The sequence below is a fragment of the Pseudomonas putida genome, assembly GCF_002741075.1.
Taxonomy (GTDB): Bacteria; Pseudomonadota; Gammaproteobacteria; order Pseudomonadales; family Pseudomonadaceae; genus Aquipseudomonas; species Aquipseudomonas putida_T.
Genome location: NZ_CP016634.1, coordinates 4,190,136 through 4,205,873 on the forward strand (window position 1 = coordinate 4,190,136; position 15,738 = coordinate 4,205,873).

14 protein-coding genes and 2 pseudogenes are annotated in these 15,738 nt (G+C 60.1%); 5 read left to right on the plus strand and 11 right to left on the minus strand.

The window, feature by feature from the left end; translation table 11 throughout:
- Positions 1-194: 194 nt before the first annotated feature.
- From ampE to IEC33019_RS19600, 3 genes are all read right to left on the minus strand, one after another.
- Positions 195-1,025 (minus strand): regulatory signaling modulator protein AmpE, encoded by an 831-nt coding sequence (gene ampE / locus IEC33019_RS19590; RefSeq protein ID WP_070094154.1) that lies wholly within the window; start codon positions 1,023-1,025, stop codon positions 195-197.
- Positions 1,022-1,588 (minus strand): 1,6-anhydro-N-acetylmuramyl-L-alanine amidase AmpD, encoded by a 567-nt coding sequence (gene ampD, locus IEC33019_RS19595; RefSeq protein ID WP_070094153.1) that lies wholly within the window; start codon positions 1,586-1,588, stop codon positions 1,022-1,024. Before ampD ends, ampE begins: the two co-directional genes overlap by 4 nt.
- 88 nt (positions 1,589-1,676) lie before the next feature.
- Positions 1,677-3,836, minus strand: coding sequence for a DUF1631 domain-containing protein (locus IEC33019_RS19600; RefSeq protein ID WP_099593857.1), 2,160 nt, complete (start codon positions 3,834-3,836; stop codon positions 1,677-1,679).
- A 238-nt stretch (positions 3,837-4,074) separates the two neighbouring features.
- Here IEC33019_RS19600 and nadC point away from each other — a divergent pair, with 238 nt between their 5' ends.
- Positions 4,075-4,923, plus strand: a complete 849-nt coding sequence (gene nadC / locus IEC33019_RS19605) for a carboxylating nicotinate-nucleotide diphosphorylase (RefSeq protein WP_070094151.1) — start codon at positions 4,075-4,077, stop codon at positions 4,921-4,923.
- A gap of 84 nt (positions 4,924-5,007) precedes the next feature.
- Here the strand turns inward: nadC and trxB are convergent, their stop codons facing one another.
- Positions 5,008-5,970 (minus strand): thioredoxin-disulfide reductase, encoded by a 963-nt coding sequence (gene trxB / locus IEC33019_RS19610; protein WP_070094150.1) that lies wholly within the window; start codon positions 5,968-5,970, stop codon positions 5,008-5,010.
- Between the two features lie 327 nt (positions 5,971-6,297).
- Here trxB and cysZ point away from each other — a divergent pair, with 327 nt between their 5' ends.
- Both cysZ and IEC33019_RS28070 read left to right on the plus strand, forming a co-directional pair.
- Complete coding sequence (cysZ, locus tag IEC33019_RS19615; RefSeq protein ID WP_070094149.1) at positions 6,298-7,062, plus strand: sulfate transporter CysZ; 765 nt, start codon at positions 6,298-6,300, stop codon at positions 7,060-7,062.
- Between the two features lie 54 nt (positions 7,063-7,116).
- Positions 7,117-7,572, plus strand: a complete 456-nt coding sequence (locus IEC33019_RS28070) for a DUF6538 domain-containing protein (protein ID WP_099593858.1) — start codon at positions 7,117-7,119, stop codon at positions 7,570-7,572.
- 41 nt (positions 7,573-7,613) lie between these two features.
- Here IEC33019_RS28070 and tnpC read toward each other — a convergent pair whose 3' ends face one another.
- From tnpC to IEC33019_RS19645, 5 genes are all read right to left on the minus strand, one after another.
- On the minus strand, positions 7,614-9,146 hold the full coding sequence (tnpC, locus tag IEC33019_RS19625) for an IS66 family transposase (protein WP_070091772.1): 1,533 nt from the start codon (positions 9,144-9,146) through the stop codon (positions 7,614-7,616).
- An 18-nt stretch (positions 9,147-9,164) separates the two neighbouring features.
- Positions 9,165-9,524, minus strand: coding sequence for an IS66 family insertion sequence element accessory protein TnpB (gene tnpB / locus IEC33019_RS19630; RefSeq protein ID WP_054913089.1), 360 nt, complete (start codon positions 9,522-9,524; stop codon positions 9,165-9,167).
- Positions 9,525-10,218: 694 nt separating this feature from the next.
- On the minus strand, positions 10,219-10,869 hold the full coding sequence (locus IEC33019_RS19635; protein ID WP_081337492.1) for an Eco29kI family restriction endonuclease: 651 nt from the start codon (positions 10,867-10,869) through the stop codon (positions 10,219-10,221).
- Positions 10,866-12,077, minus strand: coding sequence for a DNA cytosine methyltransferase (locus IEC33019_RS19640; protein ID WP_070093636.1), 1,212 nt, complete (start codon positions 12,075-12,077; stop codon positions 10,866-10,868). Before IEC33019_RS19640 ends, IEC33019_RS19635 begins: the two co-directional genes overlap by 4 nt.
- A complete protein-coding gene (locus IEC33019_RS19645; protein ID WP_070093640.1) occupies positions 12,074-12,493 on the minus strand; it encodes a very short patch repair endonuclease in 420 nt (139 codons plus the stop codon). Before IEC33019_RS19645 ends, IEC33019_RS19640 begins: the two co-directional genes overlap by 4 nt.
- A gap of 182 nt (positions 12,494-12,675) precedes the next feature.
- On the opposite strand from IEC33019_RS19645, the pseudogene IEC33019_RS19650 reads away from it, so the two are divergent.
- A pseudogene (locus tag IEC33019_RS19650) lies at positions 12,676-12,873 on the plus strand (EI24 domain-containing protein); the annotation flags it as partial.
- Positions 12,874-12,963: 90 nt separating this feature from the next.
- Here the strand turns inward: IEC33019_RS19650 and IEC33019_RS28265 are convergent.
- Both IEC33019_RS28265 and IEC33019_RS28270 read right to left on the minus strand, forming a co-directional pair.
- Complete coding sequence (locus IEC33019_RS28265) at positions 12,964-13,395, minus strand: methyl-accepting chemotaxis protein (RefSeq protein ID WP_372340676.1); 432 nt, start codon at positions 13,393-13,395, stop codon at positions 12,964-12,966.
- Positions 13,396-13,557: 162 nt separating this feature from the next.
- Positions 13,558-14,325 (minus strand): annotated as a pseudogene (locus IEC33019_RS28270) (PAS domain-containing protein); the annotation flags it as partial.
- A 133-nt stretch (positions 14,326-14,458) separates the two neighbouring features.
- Here IEC33019_RS28270 and IEC33019_RS19660 point away from each other — a divergent pair.
- Positions 14,459-15,676, plus strand: coding sequence for a glycosyltransferase family 4 protein (locus IEC33019_RS19660; protein WP_070093634.1), 1,218 nt, complete (start codon positions 14,459-14,461; stop codon positions 15,674-15,676).
- Positions 15,677-15,738: the final 62 nt, after the last annotated feature.

Here is a 15,738-nt window from a genome sequence, read left to right on the forward strand (position 1 = left end):
CAAGGTTTGTAATTTAAGGTTAAGCGAGGCTTGCCAGACCAGGCTCATCCGCCAGCAGGCCTACAGGGTGCTGATCTCTTCGCGGGTAAACCCGCTCCAGATACAGCGGTGCCCTCATTAACGCCGTTGTATCTGTAGGTTTACCTGCGAAGCAGGCGCCGCTCACCAGGCGAAGAACACCTTCTGAAAAGCGCTCAGAACAATACCGTCCACAGCGCAAAGCAGGCGTACCACAGCACCGCGCAACGCAGCAGCAGCTCCCAGAGGCTGTCCAGGCGACCGAGCCCACGCTGGGCGTCCTCTTCCTCGGGCATGTTGTCCGCCACGCGCCCGACCCGCGCCACCAGATGCCCCGCGCTGATGTGCCAGTTGAGCAGTTCATGCAGCATCACCCGCATCACGGCGACGAAGTTACCCACCAGGGCAAAGCTCAGGGCCAGCACCCGCACCGGCAACCAGTCCAGGGCATGGCGCAACTGCTCGGCGCGCTCCTTGAGTGCTGGCTGTCGGCTGTTCTCGGCACTCAAGGCCAGCAGGCGGTAGGCCAGGGCGGCACCTGGGCCGAGCAGGAAATACCAGAAGATCACCGCAAAGAAGCTCTGGTAGGCCTGCCACAGCAAATGTCCCTGCACGCGCACCAACAAACCAGGGGCATCGTCGGCCACCAGGCCCAGGTCCCGCTCGGCCACATGCAATGCGGCCTGGTCATCGGCCCGGCGCCAGGTATCGCGAAACGGCCCCAGGGATGCCTTGATGTCGCCACGACCGAGGCTGTAGATCAGCACCAGCAGGTGCACCGGCAAGGCCAGCAGGCCATAGGCCACCGGCTCGAGCACGTGGAGCAACAGCACCAGCAAGGCCACGGGCGCCAGCACCAGGATGGCCAGGGTCCACCAGGGGTGCACCTTGCCACTGCGCTCAAGGCGCACCAGCTCGCCGATGAAAAAACCGTCACGCTGCAACCGCTGGCGCAGGGCCGAAAACTTCTCGAACCAGAGCACCAGCACCAACACCAGAAAACTCATGCGTTGTCCTCATTGCATTGCAAGGCCGCGCGGTAGCGGCGCCAATCGAAAGCCGGGCCCGGGTCGGTCTTGCGCGCCGGGGCGATGTCGCTGTGACCGCAGATACGCCCAAGATCGATCGCAGGCCACACGCTGCGAATCTGCCGGGTCAGCTGCGTCAGGGTCTGGTATTGGGCGTCTGTGTAGGACAACTCGTCAGTGCCCTCCAGTTCGATGCCGATGGAAAAATCGTTGCAACCCTCACGCTCGCCGAAGCGTGAAACACCGGCATGCCAGGCCCGGTCCAGCAAGGAAACGAACTGAGTCACCGCCCCGTCGCGCTCGACGAACAGATGCGCCGACACAGTCAGGTGACAGATGCTTTCGAAATAGGGATGCTCGGCGGGGTCGAGCCGGTTCTGGAAGAACTGCTGGACCTTGCCGGTGCCGAAACAGGCCGGCGGCAGGCTGATATTGTGGATGACCAACAGGGAGATGGCTTCGCCTTCAGGGCGCGCGTTGAAATTCGGCGAGGGGCAGTGGGTGACGCCGGAGAACCAGCCAGTCGCACGGTCCAATTGCATGGAGCAGATCCTGAAATCGCCAGGGAGGAGCCACCAGTATGCCCCGCGCCTGGCAGGCTTGCATGTAAATGATTGTTCAGCAGACCTGCTACCTGCGCAATCGCTCAAGCACCGCGTCCAGCGCGCGCTCGAACAACAGCCCGTCATCGAGCAGGCGCACCTCGCCGCGACGCAGGGCCTGAGCCAGTCCAGCGCCGCTCCATTCGCGCACCTTCATGCCAGTGCGATTGGCGAAGACGTAACGGTCACTGCTGTCGATAACCGCCACCAGCTTGCAACGCAGGGGCTCCTCGTCATCCATCACCTCGACCCAGACCCCGATGCGCAGACGCCGCACCAGGCCCAGCTCAGGGCCCTGCGCGTGCAGACGCAACAGAGGGCCGCAGGCCGATTCATCGGCCACCGCCAGGATGATCTGCTCAGCCACCAGCACCTCGCCCAAGGCAGGTACCCCTTCGACAGGTGAACCCTCCCCCCCGGCAAAGGCACGCAGGTGCAACTGCTCCAGCTGCAGGAAGAACGCCCGGGTCGCGGCGGCTTCGGTGACGACCCCGGCCAGCCCGTCACGCAGGGCCTTGAGCAGCCCCGGCACCTGTTGCAACAAGCGCTCCCGGGCGTGCGGGTCGCGGTGCGGAGCAAGACTGGCCAGCAGGGCATCGACCGTCGCCAGGCCATTGCGCCAGGCGCTCGAATCCTCACCCTCCTTGAGCCAAGCCAACAGCAGGACCTGGCTCCAATCCTGCACCAGCATCCGCACCACCGTGTGCGGCAGGACCCGCCCCAGAAGACGCAGGTTCAGGGCCTGCTGCACCCGCTGCCGGGCTTGCAGCGCACGGGCACGGCCCTCTTCGGCATCGCGGGTGCGTTGTTCGAGCAGTTCGTTGCGCCGATGCTCCTCCTGGTTGAAGGCCAGAAAGTCCTCGAGCAGGTCAGCGAACACGCGAGGATCATCGGTGAAGTCGTTGAGCAAACGCTGAATCACACGCTCCACACGCAGGTGCAGGTTGTCGCGCACGCCCTCGCTGCCGCTTTCCCATCCGATCGCGGCAGCGGCGATTTCGTTGAGTAGACGCCGGGCCGGATGGCTGGCACGACTGAACAGGCCTTTATCGAGCAGGGCCACTTTGAGCAGGGGGATGTGCAACCGAGCGATCAGCGCGCGCAATGACGCAGGCAGGTTGTTATCGGCCTGGATGAAGTCGAACAGCAGGCCGACCAGGTTGAGGGTGTCTTCGTCCGCCGTGTCGATCCGCCGACGCGTGCCGCTGCGCACACTCACCCGCAACAGCAACTGCTCCAACTGCTGGCCAAGCGCGAAGTCATCCGCCTCGCAGGTCGCGGGCACATAGCGCTGAAGATGCGACAGCAAACGCAGCAAGTCGGCGGTGCTGATCGGCTGGGCGCTGACGACCTGCTGTACACGTGGCGCGATACCCCCTCGAACCGGGGCCAACAGTGCCTGCAAGGAATCGAAAAATGCCTTGCCCGCACCATCGGGCTCCGGCGCCTCGTCGCGCGCCAGCGCGGTCGCAAGGTGTCTGGCGGCGTGGCGACGATCGTCGACACGGCGGCGCGGCGTCGGCTTGAGTTCGGCCAGCACACCGGCGTCGGCCAGCAACTGGTTGGCCTGGTCGTACAGCTGATCGAGGTCGCGCAATACATAGCGTTCGAACAGCTTGAGCAGGATCAGCTTGACCCTGCGGTTTACACCTTGGCTGCGCGCGGCCTCCAGAAAGTAGCCGCACAATCGGTCCGGCCCCAGGGGGTTGTCGGACGCCGCGCAGGCCTCGCCGAGCAGGGTCTGCAGACGCAACGCCAAGTGCTCCAGGGCAAGGCCATCACGGGAAAGAACGCGAGCGACCATGGATTCGAGGGCGGCGGCGCGCGCCAGTTGCGCCGAGCCGAGCGGGTCGTCACTGACAGTGAACCCCGAGGCCTCGGCCTGCCCCACTTGGGCAAAACAGTCATAAAAGGTGTCGAGAAAGCCTCGCTCGATGCTCTTGCGCTTGAGGCGCAGGTCGCGCATGGCTTCGAAATACAGGTTCTGGTCGAAGCGTTCAGGGGCTTTGTCGGCCATTTCGAAGAGCGTGTCGTCAGCATTGTCGAACAACGCGTGCAGCCCCTGGCGCAGTTGCAATGCGGCCTGATCGCGCACTTGCAGCAGCAGCGCCGGGAGGCAAGGCGAGGGCGCATGTGCCCCTTGATCGATGGCGACCGCCAACGGCACCACCTTGCCTTCGTTCTGCATCCCGGACTCCTTGTGGGTGTTTTGCGTTGATCTCACGATCAGTCAAAACCATGACGCCAAATACTGGTCGCATTATCGGTAAAAATTCCGACAGCTACTAGAGCGTTCTTCACATGCCAGCTAGTGACACTCCATTCGTCATGATGCTCAGTCGTCCTGACCAAAGGTCACTCCCGTTGCCGCTGTACACGCAGCCCCCCTGCCCTATAATCGCCGCACCTAGCTTGTGGAGCCGACCATGCCGAACCTACGCCTCGCCGACCTGACCGCCGAAATCGAAGCCAACGTGCGCCGCGCGCTGCTCGAAGACATCGGCAGTGGCGACATCACCGCCCAGCTGATTCCGGCCGAGCGCCTGGCCAAGGCAACCATCATCACCCGCGAGGACTGCACCATCGCCGGTACCGCTTGGGTCGATGCGGTGTTCCGCCAGCTCGACCCCCGGGTCGCGGTGCACTGGCAGGTAGCCGATGGCGATCGGGCTACGCCCAACCAGGCGCTGTTCCACCTCGAAGGCCCAGCGCGCTCGCTGCTCAGCGGCGAACGCACGGCGCTGAACTTCCTGCAGATGCTGTCGGGCGTGGCAACCCGGGCGCGCTTTCTCGCGGACTTGGTGCAAGGCACACAGGTGCGCCTGCTCGACACCCGCAAGACGCTCCCCGGCCTGCGCCTGGCGCAGAAGTACGCCGTGACGTGCGGCGGCTGCCACAACCACCGCATCGGCCTGTACGACGCCTTCCTGATCAAGGAAAACCACATTGCCGCCAGCGGCGGAGTGGCCGAGGCTGTCAATGCCGCACACCGCATCGCACCGGGCAAGCCCGTGGAAATCGAAGTCGAAAGCCTGGACGAGCTGCGTCAGGCCCTGGCAGCCGGCGCCGACATCATCATGCTCGACGAACTCACCCTCGATGAAATGCGCGAAGCCGTGCGCATCACCGCCGGCAAGGCCAAGCTCGAGGCCAGCGGCGGGGTCAACGAGAGCACGCTGCGGGTGATCGCCGAGACAGGCGTGGACTACATCTCCATTGGCGCCATGACCAAAGACGTGAAGGCAGTGGACCTGTCCATGCGCCTTAGCCTCTGAGGTTTTCTCTAGACACAAAAAAACCGGCCAGTTGGCCGGTTTTTTCTTGCGGGCCACGAGGGCCCGCTGGGCGCTGACGAAGCCTTAGAACGAGGCGTTCGCCAGGCCGTCCAGGTAACGCTCCACGTCCAGTGCGGCCATGCAGCCGGCACCGGCGGAAGTGATCGCCTGGCGGTAGACGTGGTCGGCCACGTCGCCCGCTGCGAACACGCCTTCGATGTTGGTGGCAGTGGCGTTGCCTTCACGACCGCCATTGACCACCAGGTAGCCGTCCTTGAGGGTCAGCTGGCCTTCGAACAGCGAAGTGTTCGGGGTGTGGCCAATGGCGATGAACACGCCGTCGACCTTGATTTCGTCGCTGCTGCCGTCGTTGTTCTTCAGACGCGCACCGGTCACGCCCATGTCGTCACCGAGCACTTCGTCCAGGGTGGCGTTGAGCTTGAGTTCGATCTTGCCTTCGGCGACACGGGCGTGCAGCTTGTCGACCAGGATCTTCTCGGCGCGGAAGGTGTCGCGGCGGTGGACCAGGGTCACCTTGCTGGCGATGTTGGCCAGGTACAGGGCTTCTTCCACGGCGGTGTTGCCACCACCTACCACGGCTACCGGCTTGTTGCGGTAGAAGAAACCGTCGCAGGTCGCGCAGGCCGAAACGCCCTTGCCCATGAACGACTCTTCGGACGGCAGGCCCAGGTAGCGAGCGCTGGCACCGGTGGCGATGATCAGGGCGTCGCAGGTATAGGTGCCGCTGTCGCCGCGCAGGGTGAACGGCTTGTTGGCCAAGTCCACGGCGTTGATGTGGTCGAAGACGATCTCGGTCTCGAAGCGCTCGGCATGCTCCTGCATGCGCTGCATCAGGGCCGGGCCGGTCAGGCCATGGGGGTCGCCCGGCCAGTTGTCGACTTCGGTGGTGGTGGTCAGCTGACCGCCAGCCTGCATGCCGGTGATCAGCAGCGGCTTCAAGTTGGCGCGGGCGGCATAGACCGCGGCGCTGTAACCGGCAGGGCCGGAACCGAGAATGATGACGCGCGAATGACGTACTTCAGACATGTCGAACTCCTGTCGAGACGGCCGCTGGGCCGGCATCGGTGCACCGGCAGTGCCGGCTGGAATGAAAAGGGACCTACGCAGCGCTTGGGGAAGCCTATGACGCGAAGATCCGAAACCAAAAAGTTGAGCGCACTGTAGCGAGGTCGCAGAGATTAAGGAAATATCCTTCGACAATCCACCTTATAGGCTGGCTCTATCTGCCGACCAAACCGATAGAAAATCTTCACTCGCTTTTGTTACAGACCATTGCTCCCCTGCCGGGCAGCTTTCGTCGAAGCCTCAAACTCGGTAAGGTCAGCGCGTTTTCCCCTGATCCGGAGCGTCTCGATGCAAGCCCCTGTCCTCTCTGGCCCACAGTACCTGCGCGAAGGGCTGAAACTGGTCATGAGCCCCAGCCTGCGCCTGTTCGTGCTGCTGCCGCTGACGGTCAACCTGTTGCTGTTCGGCGGGCTGATCTACTTCGCAGGGCATCAGTTCAGCCTGTGGGTCGATACCCTGATGCCGACCCTGCCGAGCTGGCTGAGCTTTCTGACCTACATCCTGTGGCCACTGTTCGTCGCCTTGGTGGTCCTCATGGTGTTCTTCACCTTCACCCTGGTGGCCAACGTCATCGCCGCGCCCTTCAATGGGTTTCTGGCCGAAAAGGTCGAGGTGGTGGTTCGCGGAGAGGATAACTTCCCCGCATTCAGTTGGGGCGAGTTAATTGCCATGGTGCCACGCACCTTTGGCCGCGAAATGCGTAAGCTCGGCTACTTTTTGCCACGTGCCATCGCCCTGTTCATCCTGTCGTTGATCCCGGTGGTCAACGTGGTGGCTGCACCGCTGTGGCTGATCTTCGGGGTGTGGATGATGGCCATCCAGTACATCGACTACCCGGCGGACAACAACAAGATGAGCTGGCAGGACATGCTCGCCTGGCTGCGCGAAAAGCGCTGGCAGTCCCTGGGCTTTGGCGGCATCACCTACCTGGCGCTGATGATTCCGCTGGTCAACGTACTGATGATGCCCGCGGCGGTGGCGGGGGCTACGTTGTTCTGGGTGCGGGAAAAGGGTGATACCCGCGTCACGAAACCGGCCAATCAGAACGCCTGATAACTACGTAAGCAATGCCCTTTCCCAGCCAACTGATACACAAGGCTGGTACACATGGCACTCATCGCTCAACCATTCAGGCACTCCGACTCGGGCATCTATTATCTACGTCGCAGGGTGCCTGATGACCTCAGGAAGATCATCGGCAAAACAGAGATTCGCCGCTCGCTCAATACCCGACACCATCAGCAAGCGAAGGCTGCATTTGCCCTGGCATATGCGGAGTCGGAGAGGTTGTTCAGTGATGCCCGCCAGGGCCACTACGTTGAGCCCTGCAAGCCAGAGACGGTAGGCCCGCCTCTACCTACGCCTACACTGCCTGCCCTCAAAGAAAGCTCTATAAGGCTGTCGGAAGCACTCAGCCGCTACGTTCAATCCATCTCTATGTCAGGCAGGTCCGAATACGTACTGCGGCGGCATGCAGTGGACTACAGCCGTGCAGTCAACCGGTTCATCTCGGACATGGGGGACAAATCCATTACGGCGGTTCAGCCCTCAGATATACAGTAAGCGCTCCATGAACCCCACCTAACCAACGATGGGCAGAGCACTCAGCTATGTATTTGAGGTGTGCAATTCCACGGCAGCAGCGCTTCGTAGTCTTCCACTGAGGCCGCATGCGGCAAGCGTTCCAGTGCGTGGCGCAGCCACGCATAGGGCTCTTGGCCGTTGGCTTTGGCCGTTTCTACCAAGCTGTAAAGTTGTGCGCTGGCAGTGGCACCTTTGGGCGTGTCACTGAACAACCAGTTCTTTCTGCCGATGACAAACGGGCGGATCGCTCGCTCGGCTGCGTTGTTGTCGATCGGTAAGCAGCCGTGCTCGACGTAGCGTTCCAACTTGCTCCAGTTGCTGGCCAAGTAGCCGATGGCCTTGCCCAAGGCATTCTGCGTCGTGACCTGAGGTTGCGTTTTCTCTACCCAGCTTTTCAGTTGAGCCAGCAATGGCAGGCTGCGCTCCATGCGGGCAGCCTTACGATCTTCATCGCTGCCGTCCTTAAGGTCGCGCTCGATGCCATACAGCTTGTTGATCAAATTCAGGGCGATGTCTGCGCGCCCGGTTTTACCCTTGGGCTGCACTTTCTGCGCTTCGACGAACTTGCGGCGTGCGTGCGCCCAACAGCCCAATCGCTCCACGCCGTCCTGCGCGGCCAGCGCGTTGTAACCGGCGTAGTCGTCGGTCATGACATAGCCGCGATAGCCATCCAACAGGCGCGTCGGCACCTCCTGCGCTCGGCTAGTGGCGTAGTCGAAAAGGATCACCGGGCGATCAGGTGGGCCGCCGGTTTGTACCCACATCCAGGATTGGCTGCTGAGCTCACGACCCGGCTCTTTCAACACCTGCACACGTGTTTCGTCACAGTGGATGATCCGACTGCTCAACAGGCTTTCGCGCATCAGATTCAGCAGCGGTTGGAAGTGCTCGCTGCATTGAATCACCCAGCGTGCCAAGGTTTGGCGCGAGATATCGATACCGTGGCGCCCCAACACTTTTTCGAAGCGATGAAGCGGCAAGCTGTCTACGTATTTGGTGGTGAGCAGCATGGCCAGCACACTCGGGCTAGCCATGCTCTTCTCGATCACCTGGGCAGGCTTGTCCGCCGTTACGGGCGCTGACTCGCAGTTGCGGCAGCCATACACCTTGCGAACATGTTTGATGACGCGAATCTGCATCGGGACGATTTCAAGCTGTTCGCTGACCTCTTCACCGATGGCATGTTTGCGGCAGCCACAAGCGCACGTCAGCTCATGCTCGGGCAGTTCGTGGACAACCTCGATACGCGGTAAATCAGCCGGCAGAGGTTTGCGTTTACCACGGCGCTTGGTCGGTGCAACGACTTCTTCATCGCCAGCCTCATCCAAGGGTTCTGCCAGGCTTTCCGCTTCGTCGAAGAGCGGCAACTGTGGCGTCGCCGCATCGCTTGTCTGCTCGGTCTTGCGCCCGAACAGGCGCTGGCGCAACAGCGCAACTTCCTCTTCGAGATGAACGATCTTGCCCTTGTCGGACGCGCGCTCGTTGATCATCTGCTCAAGCAGTTGCTTGAGCAGAACAGGATCGTCAGGGAGGTCTTCGGGCATGGAAATCATGCCGCGGATTATACCGAATCAGGCGACGTATCGAGGCGTCAAAACCTGATGCGGACGGTTGCGCCAGAGGTCGAAGCCGTCGAGTAGCCAGTTCAGTTCCTGAACGGTCAGTACGATGGCCACGTCAGTCGGATCGGGTGAGGTTTTGAACCGTTCGGAGTCCAGGCGTTTGAGCCAGAGGCAGAAGCCGTTGCGTTCCCAGTACAAGATCTTCACGCGGTTGCGCGGCTTGTTGAGAAAGACGAAAAGCACCGGGTCGAACACTGCCACTTTGATATCGAGTTCGACCAGCGCAGCCAGGCCATCGATGGACTTTCGGAAGTCGACGGGCTTGGGGTAGAGGTACACTTTTTCGACTTTGGCGTCGGGTCGCATCATGGTCGGCGAACTCCAGAAAGAAATCGGGAGCACAGCATCGGGGATTAGGTAAGCGCTTTGAATGTGGGGTTCATGGAGCGCTTACGATATACATGCGTTCGCTGCCAACTTGATTCAGCCAAGTGATGACAAAGTTAAGCCTCTGGCTACCTCATCAACTCGCTTGCTGCTGGCGCGACTGTCCTCGGTGATGGCGTTTACCGTCGATTCCGGTCTGCTTGAAACGAGAACCCCGTCACCGCATCACGAATTCACAAGCGTCTCGGATCAGGCAAACCGAAACGCCGCTTGGACGATAACAGGGGGTACAGCTGGTGCGAGTTGGTCACCCTATTCAGCAGCTCCGAGTTTCAACGGCTTAGAACAGCCAAAGGCCATCCGGGCAATGCCGTATTCTGGATATCATTGTTAGCCGCATATACAGGAGGCCGACGTGAGGAGCTGGCTCAGCTATACGTTGAGGACATCCATCAGCACGAAGGAAGCGCGTGGTTCATCCGGATCATTGACGACCGACCCGACAAGTCTGTTAAGACAACTACATCTGGTAACACAATCTCATCAACTATTTTACAACCTGAAACACCCATAACGACTTATGTCCTCCGTGTCACGAATACAACAAGCGCATACAAAAAAGGGGATCCGTTACATGATCCCCTTTTAAAGTCTATGCTACATTATGCCCTGACAGCTATTCACCTTCTGCTTTGATGAATTGTGTCGAAAGGCTTGGAGCTCGCTCACGCAGATAAGTCGCAGCGTCATCAGCAATATCTGATGCGCTCTCAGGTCGTTCAGCAAGATTCATTGCCCATGACCGCCCAGGGTGTAAAACATCCCAACGAGGTCGCATCCCCGCATGTCGCCCTTTCCCTGGGTTGTGATTACCAAAACCATCAATCAGGGAGTTCCAGACCGGGGTGAACCTTGCGATGATCAAAGACTCACCCAAAGGAATCCAGATATCGTCCACCACTAAAAACCGACAGTGGAAATCCTCAATATTCAGATTCTCAGCAGCGCGAATACTATCGGCATGCTCTTTCAACCGCTTATGCAGAACCTTACCAGGCGATGTGCCTAAGTCGCCGCCCATACGAGCACCTGCCGGAACAGCTTTACCAACGTAAATCGGCAGCATGAACTGGCCACTTTTGTTCAATGATGCTAGCCGTGAATAAGCTGGAAAATCTCCAGTGTAGTAAATCGCATAGACGCCTGCCCCCTCAAATACAGGAAGCGCGCCGAGCGGGTGAACTTCCTTTGAGAGCAGTGCTTCAGCAACGCTGGCACCAAGGTTTTTCTTATCCAATGGATTAAATGGAACGACTTTACCCGTCATGCGACATTCACCACCTTCTTGGCAGTTTTCTGAATACGGAGGATTTCAGCAACTGCCAACTTTTCTGCAACACTCGATGCAACTTGCTGTGCTAGCAGTACCGGTACAGCATTGCCGAGCTGCCGCATGGTCTCAGACCAACTCCCGTGGAACCTGAAACCGTCAGGGAAGGTTTGAATACGCGCGCTTTCACGCACAGTGAAGTAACGCACTTCGCCATTTTCCTTAACCAACATGTTCTCACCACCTGGAACACCATGATCTCCTGCCTTCAAGGTTTTGGCTGGAAGGTCCAAGGGACTGCCGGTGTGACCAGGGTATGAACGAGCACCACCTTGAAATGTGTGGTTTGGGACCTTCAATGCTGCACGGGTTTCAGGGTCAGGAAGATCAGCAATGGCATCACGAACCGTTCTCCATGGTAGTTTATCCATCGGAAGAAGGCCGTTTCTCAATTTACAAACACGTGACCAAAGCTTCGCTGGAACCTCCGGCATTTCTAAACCATGTCGAGCCCAATACTCACCGGTAACCCATTGCGAGTGCAGCAAGGCATCATAGCTATGAGTTTCCTCTGGAAACGACCATTCAACCCCAAGATCGTCCCTAAAGCCGACAATGAAAACCCGCTCCCGCTTCTGTGGCACACCGTAATCGGCAGCGTTCACGAGTGTGGGCACCACATTGTAGGTATGACCTCTCCCCTTACGCTTACCCGAGGTGCGCTCGGCTTGCAGTCGCATCAGGTGGTCATGCCAGCCTTCATCCTTCCGGCGTGGCAACTCGGGAAATTCCAGTTGAAGCAAGATGTACTGGTAATAATTGGCGAAGGCCGCTCGCGTTAACCCCTTCACGTTTTCGATGATAAATGCCTTCGGCTTGAGGGTTCGGATGATCTCCACCGTTGCTGGGAACATGTCACGCCGATCATCGTATGCCCCATGCTTACCCCCGATTGAGAAGGGTTGGCAAGGAGGTCCACCTGCAAGTAGGTCAATACCTTCAGGAATGCTGCTCCAATCGAATCCGCGAACGTCACCTTCGTGCAGGCTCCAATGCTGCACCAATGGGTAACCACGCTTTTTATTCTCGCGAACCGTGTCGCACGCCCATTTATCCCACTCGACGACCGCCAGGTGTGAAAAACCTGCTATTTCACAGCCCATAGCAAGCCCACCAGCCCCCGCGAATAGCTCAACGGATTTCATTGCGTGTTCCCCCGGCCCAGGAAGCCATTCAGTTTTTTCTCTAGTAAATTCAAATCTTTAAGCTCACATTCCCAGATCACCAAGGCATCCCATCCTTGAGACTGTAGCTGAAGCAGCTTGCGCGCATCGCGCTCCCTGTTCCCGTCCAGCTTCGGCCCCCAGAATTCCAACCGTGATTTGGGCAACCTTGCGAGTGGACAGCATTCGTGACGATGCCAAAAGCACCCGTGAACGAAGATAGCTTTCTTCATACCTCTGAAAACGATGTCCGGACTGCCGGGCAAACCACGGTCGTGAAGCCGATAGCGATAGCCCAGCGAGAAAAGCAATCGACGCACCAGCATTTCCGGCCTAGTGTCCTTTGCCTTCACACGTGCCATCCGGATGCTTCGTTCAGAGGGGGTCAGCGTGTCCACGAATCTTATCAGCCATGCAGGATTCATTCATTACCCAAAGCCCTAAGCGGCGATCCGGTTGTGCCTAGGCTCTCCATTAGGACGGGCTTTCACGCCCACCATAACACTGGTACATTTCCTGCTCACTCCCTTGGGAAGGGGCGTTGATTTACGGGGTTTGCAGCCGATGTAGGCGGATTTATCAGTACATCGACTACCCGGCGGACAACAACAAGATGAGCTGGCAGGACATGCTCGCCTGGCTGCGCGAAAAGCGCTGGCAGTCCCTGGGCTTTGGCGGCATCACTTACCTGGCGCTGATGATTCCGCTGGTCAACGTGCTGATGATGCCCGCGGCGGTGGCGGGGGCGACGCTGTTTTGGGTGCGTGAGCGTAGCTGATATCGCTGGGGGGCTTTGCGCCCCCTCGCGGGTAAACCCACTCCCACACGGGTCACCGCCAGCCCTGTGTGGGGTTTACCCGCGAATTGATCACTGATTCAACTGGCTGGAAAACTGCCCCACCGCATCCACCACCCTCTTCGCTCCGTCCTGGATCTCGACGATCACGCTGCCGGTTTCGGCAGCCAGGGTAAGGCCCTGCTCGGCCTGGCGCTTGCTGGTGTCGATGATGTCCACCGCCGCCTGGGCCAGTTGTTCGTTCTGCTGCACCACCTTGGCGATCTCATCGGTGGCGGTGCTGGTGCGTGAGGCGAGCTGACGCACTTCATCGGCGACCACGGCAAACCCTCGCCCCTGCTCACCCGCACGCGCCGCCTCGATGGCAGCGTTGAGCGCCAGCAGGTTGGTCTGCCCGGCAATATCACTGATGGTCTTGATGATCGAGCCGATCACCCGGGACTGGGTGTCCAGCGCCTGGATGCCCTGGGCGGCATCCTGCATGGAGCCCTCCAGGCCGCGCATGACATTGACGGTCTGGGTGACCACCTCAGTGGCCTTGCGCGCGCTGGCGTCGGTGCCCAGCGATGTGTTGTAGGCGATGTCCGCGGCCTGGGCCACGGCTATTTCCTGGTTGACCTGGTCAGTAATCACGGTGGCGAACTTGACCACTTTGTAGAGCACGTCATGGGCATCGATGATCGGGTTGTAGGAAGCCTCCAGCCACACGGTCCGACCATGGGCATCGATACGCTTGAAGCGATCGGCGACGAATTCGCCCCGGCGCAGCTTGTCCCAGAACGCCTGGTAAGCCGCCGAGTTGGCCTCTTCCGGTTCACAGAACATGCGGTGGGATTTGCCGCGCACCTGCTCCAGGGTGTAACCCATCGCATTGAGGAAGCGGTCGTTGGCGGTGATCACTTCGCCTTGCAGGTTGAACTCGATCAAGGCAGTGGAGCGCATCAGGGCCTTGATCAGGCTCTCATGCTCGCGGGAGGACTCGATGGTGCGGGTCAGGTCGCTCGAATGCATGCTGAAATGCCTGATCCGCCCGTCGCAGCTCTTGACCGGTTGCAAGATCGAACGCAGCCAAGCTTCCTCGCCGTTGCCACGTAGCAGGCGGAACGCGCCGTTAAGGTGTTCACCCCGGGTGATGGCGTTTTTCATGCGGTGGTAGAAATCCAGCTCCTTCACATGAGGCGGCACGAGTTCCTCAATGTTGCGCCCGATCAACTGCCCGGCGCTGTAGAGCATCTCCTTTTCGAAGTTGCTGTTGACCGACTCGATGCGCCCGTGGGGGTCGAGCTGAAGCACCAACATCTCGCTGTCCAGGCTGCTTTTGACCTGTTCGATGGACATCAGGTCCTCGCGTAGCTGTTGGATTTCTTTCTTGAGTTTGCTGTTGAACATGACCGCTCTCCCGGAGCGTACCTCGAGTGTCGAATACCTTTGCATCGGCTGGCCCCGGAGGATTCTTGAGTGCTCCGCAGGGAAATTTCGACGCGTACTTTGGGGCAGAAAAGTGGCGTCACTCGGCCGTCATCTCAACGTCACAGAATCGCAACGCGGCGGGTGGAAACTTTTTGTCATGAATAGACCGCCCCTGCGTATCACCCTTGTCAGCGAGACGTTTCCACCCGAGATCAACGGCGTGGCCAATACCCTTGGTCGCCTTAGCGAAGGGCTGCGCCAACGTGGCCATCATGTCGAGCTGGTGCGCCCAAGACAGGCCAGCGATAGCCCGCAGAACGAAAGCGATGCCCTGCTGCTCTGCCGGGGCTGGCCGCTGCCGGGCTATCCGGGCCTTCAATGGGGCGAGATCACCAAGCGCACATTGCTGCGTCGCTGGCGCAAGCAACGCCCGGACGTGCTCTACATCGCCACCGAAGGGCCGCTGGGGCTCAGTGCCCTGCGTGCCGCGCGGCAGTTGGGGGTTGCCGTGGTCAGCGGTTTTCACACCAATTTCCCGCAGTATTCTGGCCAGTACGGCCTGGGCCTGCTGACGCGCCTGCTTACGCATTACCTGCGCTGGTTTCACCGACGCACAGCCATCACCTTGGTGCCAAGCGCGAGCCAGCGCCTGGAGCTGGAGCGTCGTGGCTTCGAGCGTCTGGCACTGATGGCCCGCGGCGTCGACGCCTGCCTGTTCAACCCGGCTCGGCGCAGCCAGGTGCTGCGCGAGCGCTGGGGCCTGGGTGCGGACGACATCGCCGTGCTGCATGTGGGCCGCTTGGCTGCGGAAAAGAACCTGGGGTTGCTGCAACCATGCATGGAGGCCCTGCGCAAGGCTTATCCACAGCGTCGCATGCGCTTGGTCATCGTCGGCGACGGTCCTCAACGCCAGACGCTCGAACAACAGTTGCCCGACGCCGTGTTCTGTGGCGCCCAACGGGGCGAGGTATTGGCCGAACACTATGCCAGTGGTGACGTGTTCTTGTTCCCGAGCCTCACCGAGACCTTCGGGAACGTCGTCCTCGAAGCGCTGGCCTCTGGCCTGGCGGTGGTTGCCTATGACGAAGCGGCTGCCGCTCAGCACATCCGCCACGGGCATAGCGGCGCGCTGGCGATGCCGGGCGACCAGGCGGCGTTCATCGACGCGGCCTGCTGGCTGATGGAAGAGCAGGAAACCTTGCGCAGGGTCCGACTGAATGCCCGCCAGCACGCCAGCCGCCAAGGCTGGCCGGCGATCGTCGAGCAGTTCGAAGGGTACTTGGCCAGTGCCTGTCGCCAGGCTGGGATCGTGAACACTGAGCCCGTGAGGACAGATCTGGCGATCAAGCCAGGTTCGACCACACCGCCCAGCTGAGCGCTTGTCGGACTCAAAACAGTGGCTCATTCGCGAGTAAATCGGAGCGGCGGTTCGGCGCT

What these genes read in the sequence shown, in the direction of transcription:
- IEC33019_RS19640 (WP_070093636.1), bottom strand. Translation starts at nt 12,077, where the DNA reads ATGAAATCCGTTGAGCTATTCGCGGGGGCTGGTGGGCTTGCTATGGGC.
- IEC33019_RS28070 (WP_099593858.1), top strand. Translation starts at nt 7,117, where the DNA reads ATGGCACTCATCGCTCAACCATTCAGGCACTCCGACTCGGGCATCTAT.
- IEC33019_RS19600 (WP_099593857.1), bottom strand. Translation starts at nt 3,836, where the DNA reads ATGCAGAACGAAGGCAAGGTGGTGCCGTTGGCGGTCGCCATCGATCAA.
- IEC33019_RS19635 (WP_081337492.1), bottom strand. Translation starts at nt 10,869, where the DNA reads ATGACGGGTAAAGTCGTTCCATTTAATCCATTGGATAAGAAAAACCTT.
- tnpB (WP_054913089.1), bottom strand. Translation starts at nt 9,524, where the DNA reads ATGATGCGACCCGACGCCAAAGTCGAAAAAGTGTACCTCTACCCCAAG.
- ampE (WP_070094154.1), bottom strand. Translation starts at nt 1,025, where the DNA reads ATGAGTTTTCTGGTGTTGGTGCTGGTGCTCTGGTTCGAGAAGTTTTCG.
- trxB (WP_070094150.1), bottom strand. Translation starts at nt 5,970, where the DNA reads ATGTCTGAAGTACGTCATTCGCGCGTCATCATTCTCGGTTCCGGCCCT.
- IEC33019_RS19660 (WP_070093634.1), top strand. Translation starts at nt 14,459, where the DNA reads ATGAATAGACCGCCCCTGCGTATCACCCTTGTCAGCGAGACGTTTCCA.
- nadC (WP_070094151.1), top strand. Translation starts at nt 4,075, where the DNA reads ATGCCGAACCTACGCCTCGCCGACCTGACCGCCGAAATCGAAGCCAAC.
- cysZ (WP_070094149.1), top strand. Translation starts at nt 6,298, where the DNA reads ATGCAAGCCCCTGTCCTCTCTGGCCCACAGTACCTGCGCGAAGGGCTG.
- ampD (WP_070094153.1), bottom strand. Translation starts at nt 1,588, where the DNA reads ATGCAATTGGACCGTGCGACTGGCTGGTTCTCCGGCGTCACCCACTGC.
- IEC33019_RS28265 (WP_372340676.1), bottom strand. Translation starts at nt 13,395, where the DNA reads ATGCGCGGCCTGGAGGGCTCCATGCAGGATGCCGCCCAGGGCATCCAG.
- tnpC (WP_070091772.1), bottom strand. Translation starts at nt 9,146, where the DNA reads ATGATTTCCATGCCCGAAGACCTCCCTGACGATCCTGTTCTGCTCAAG.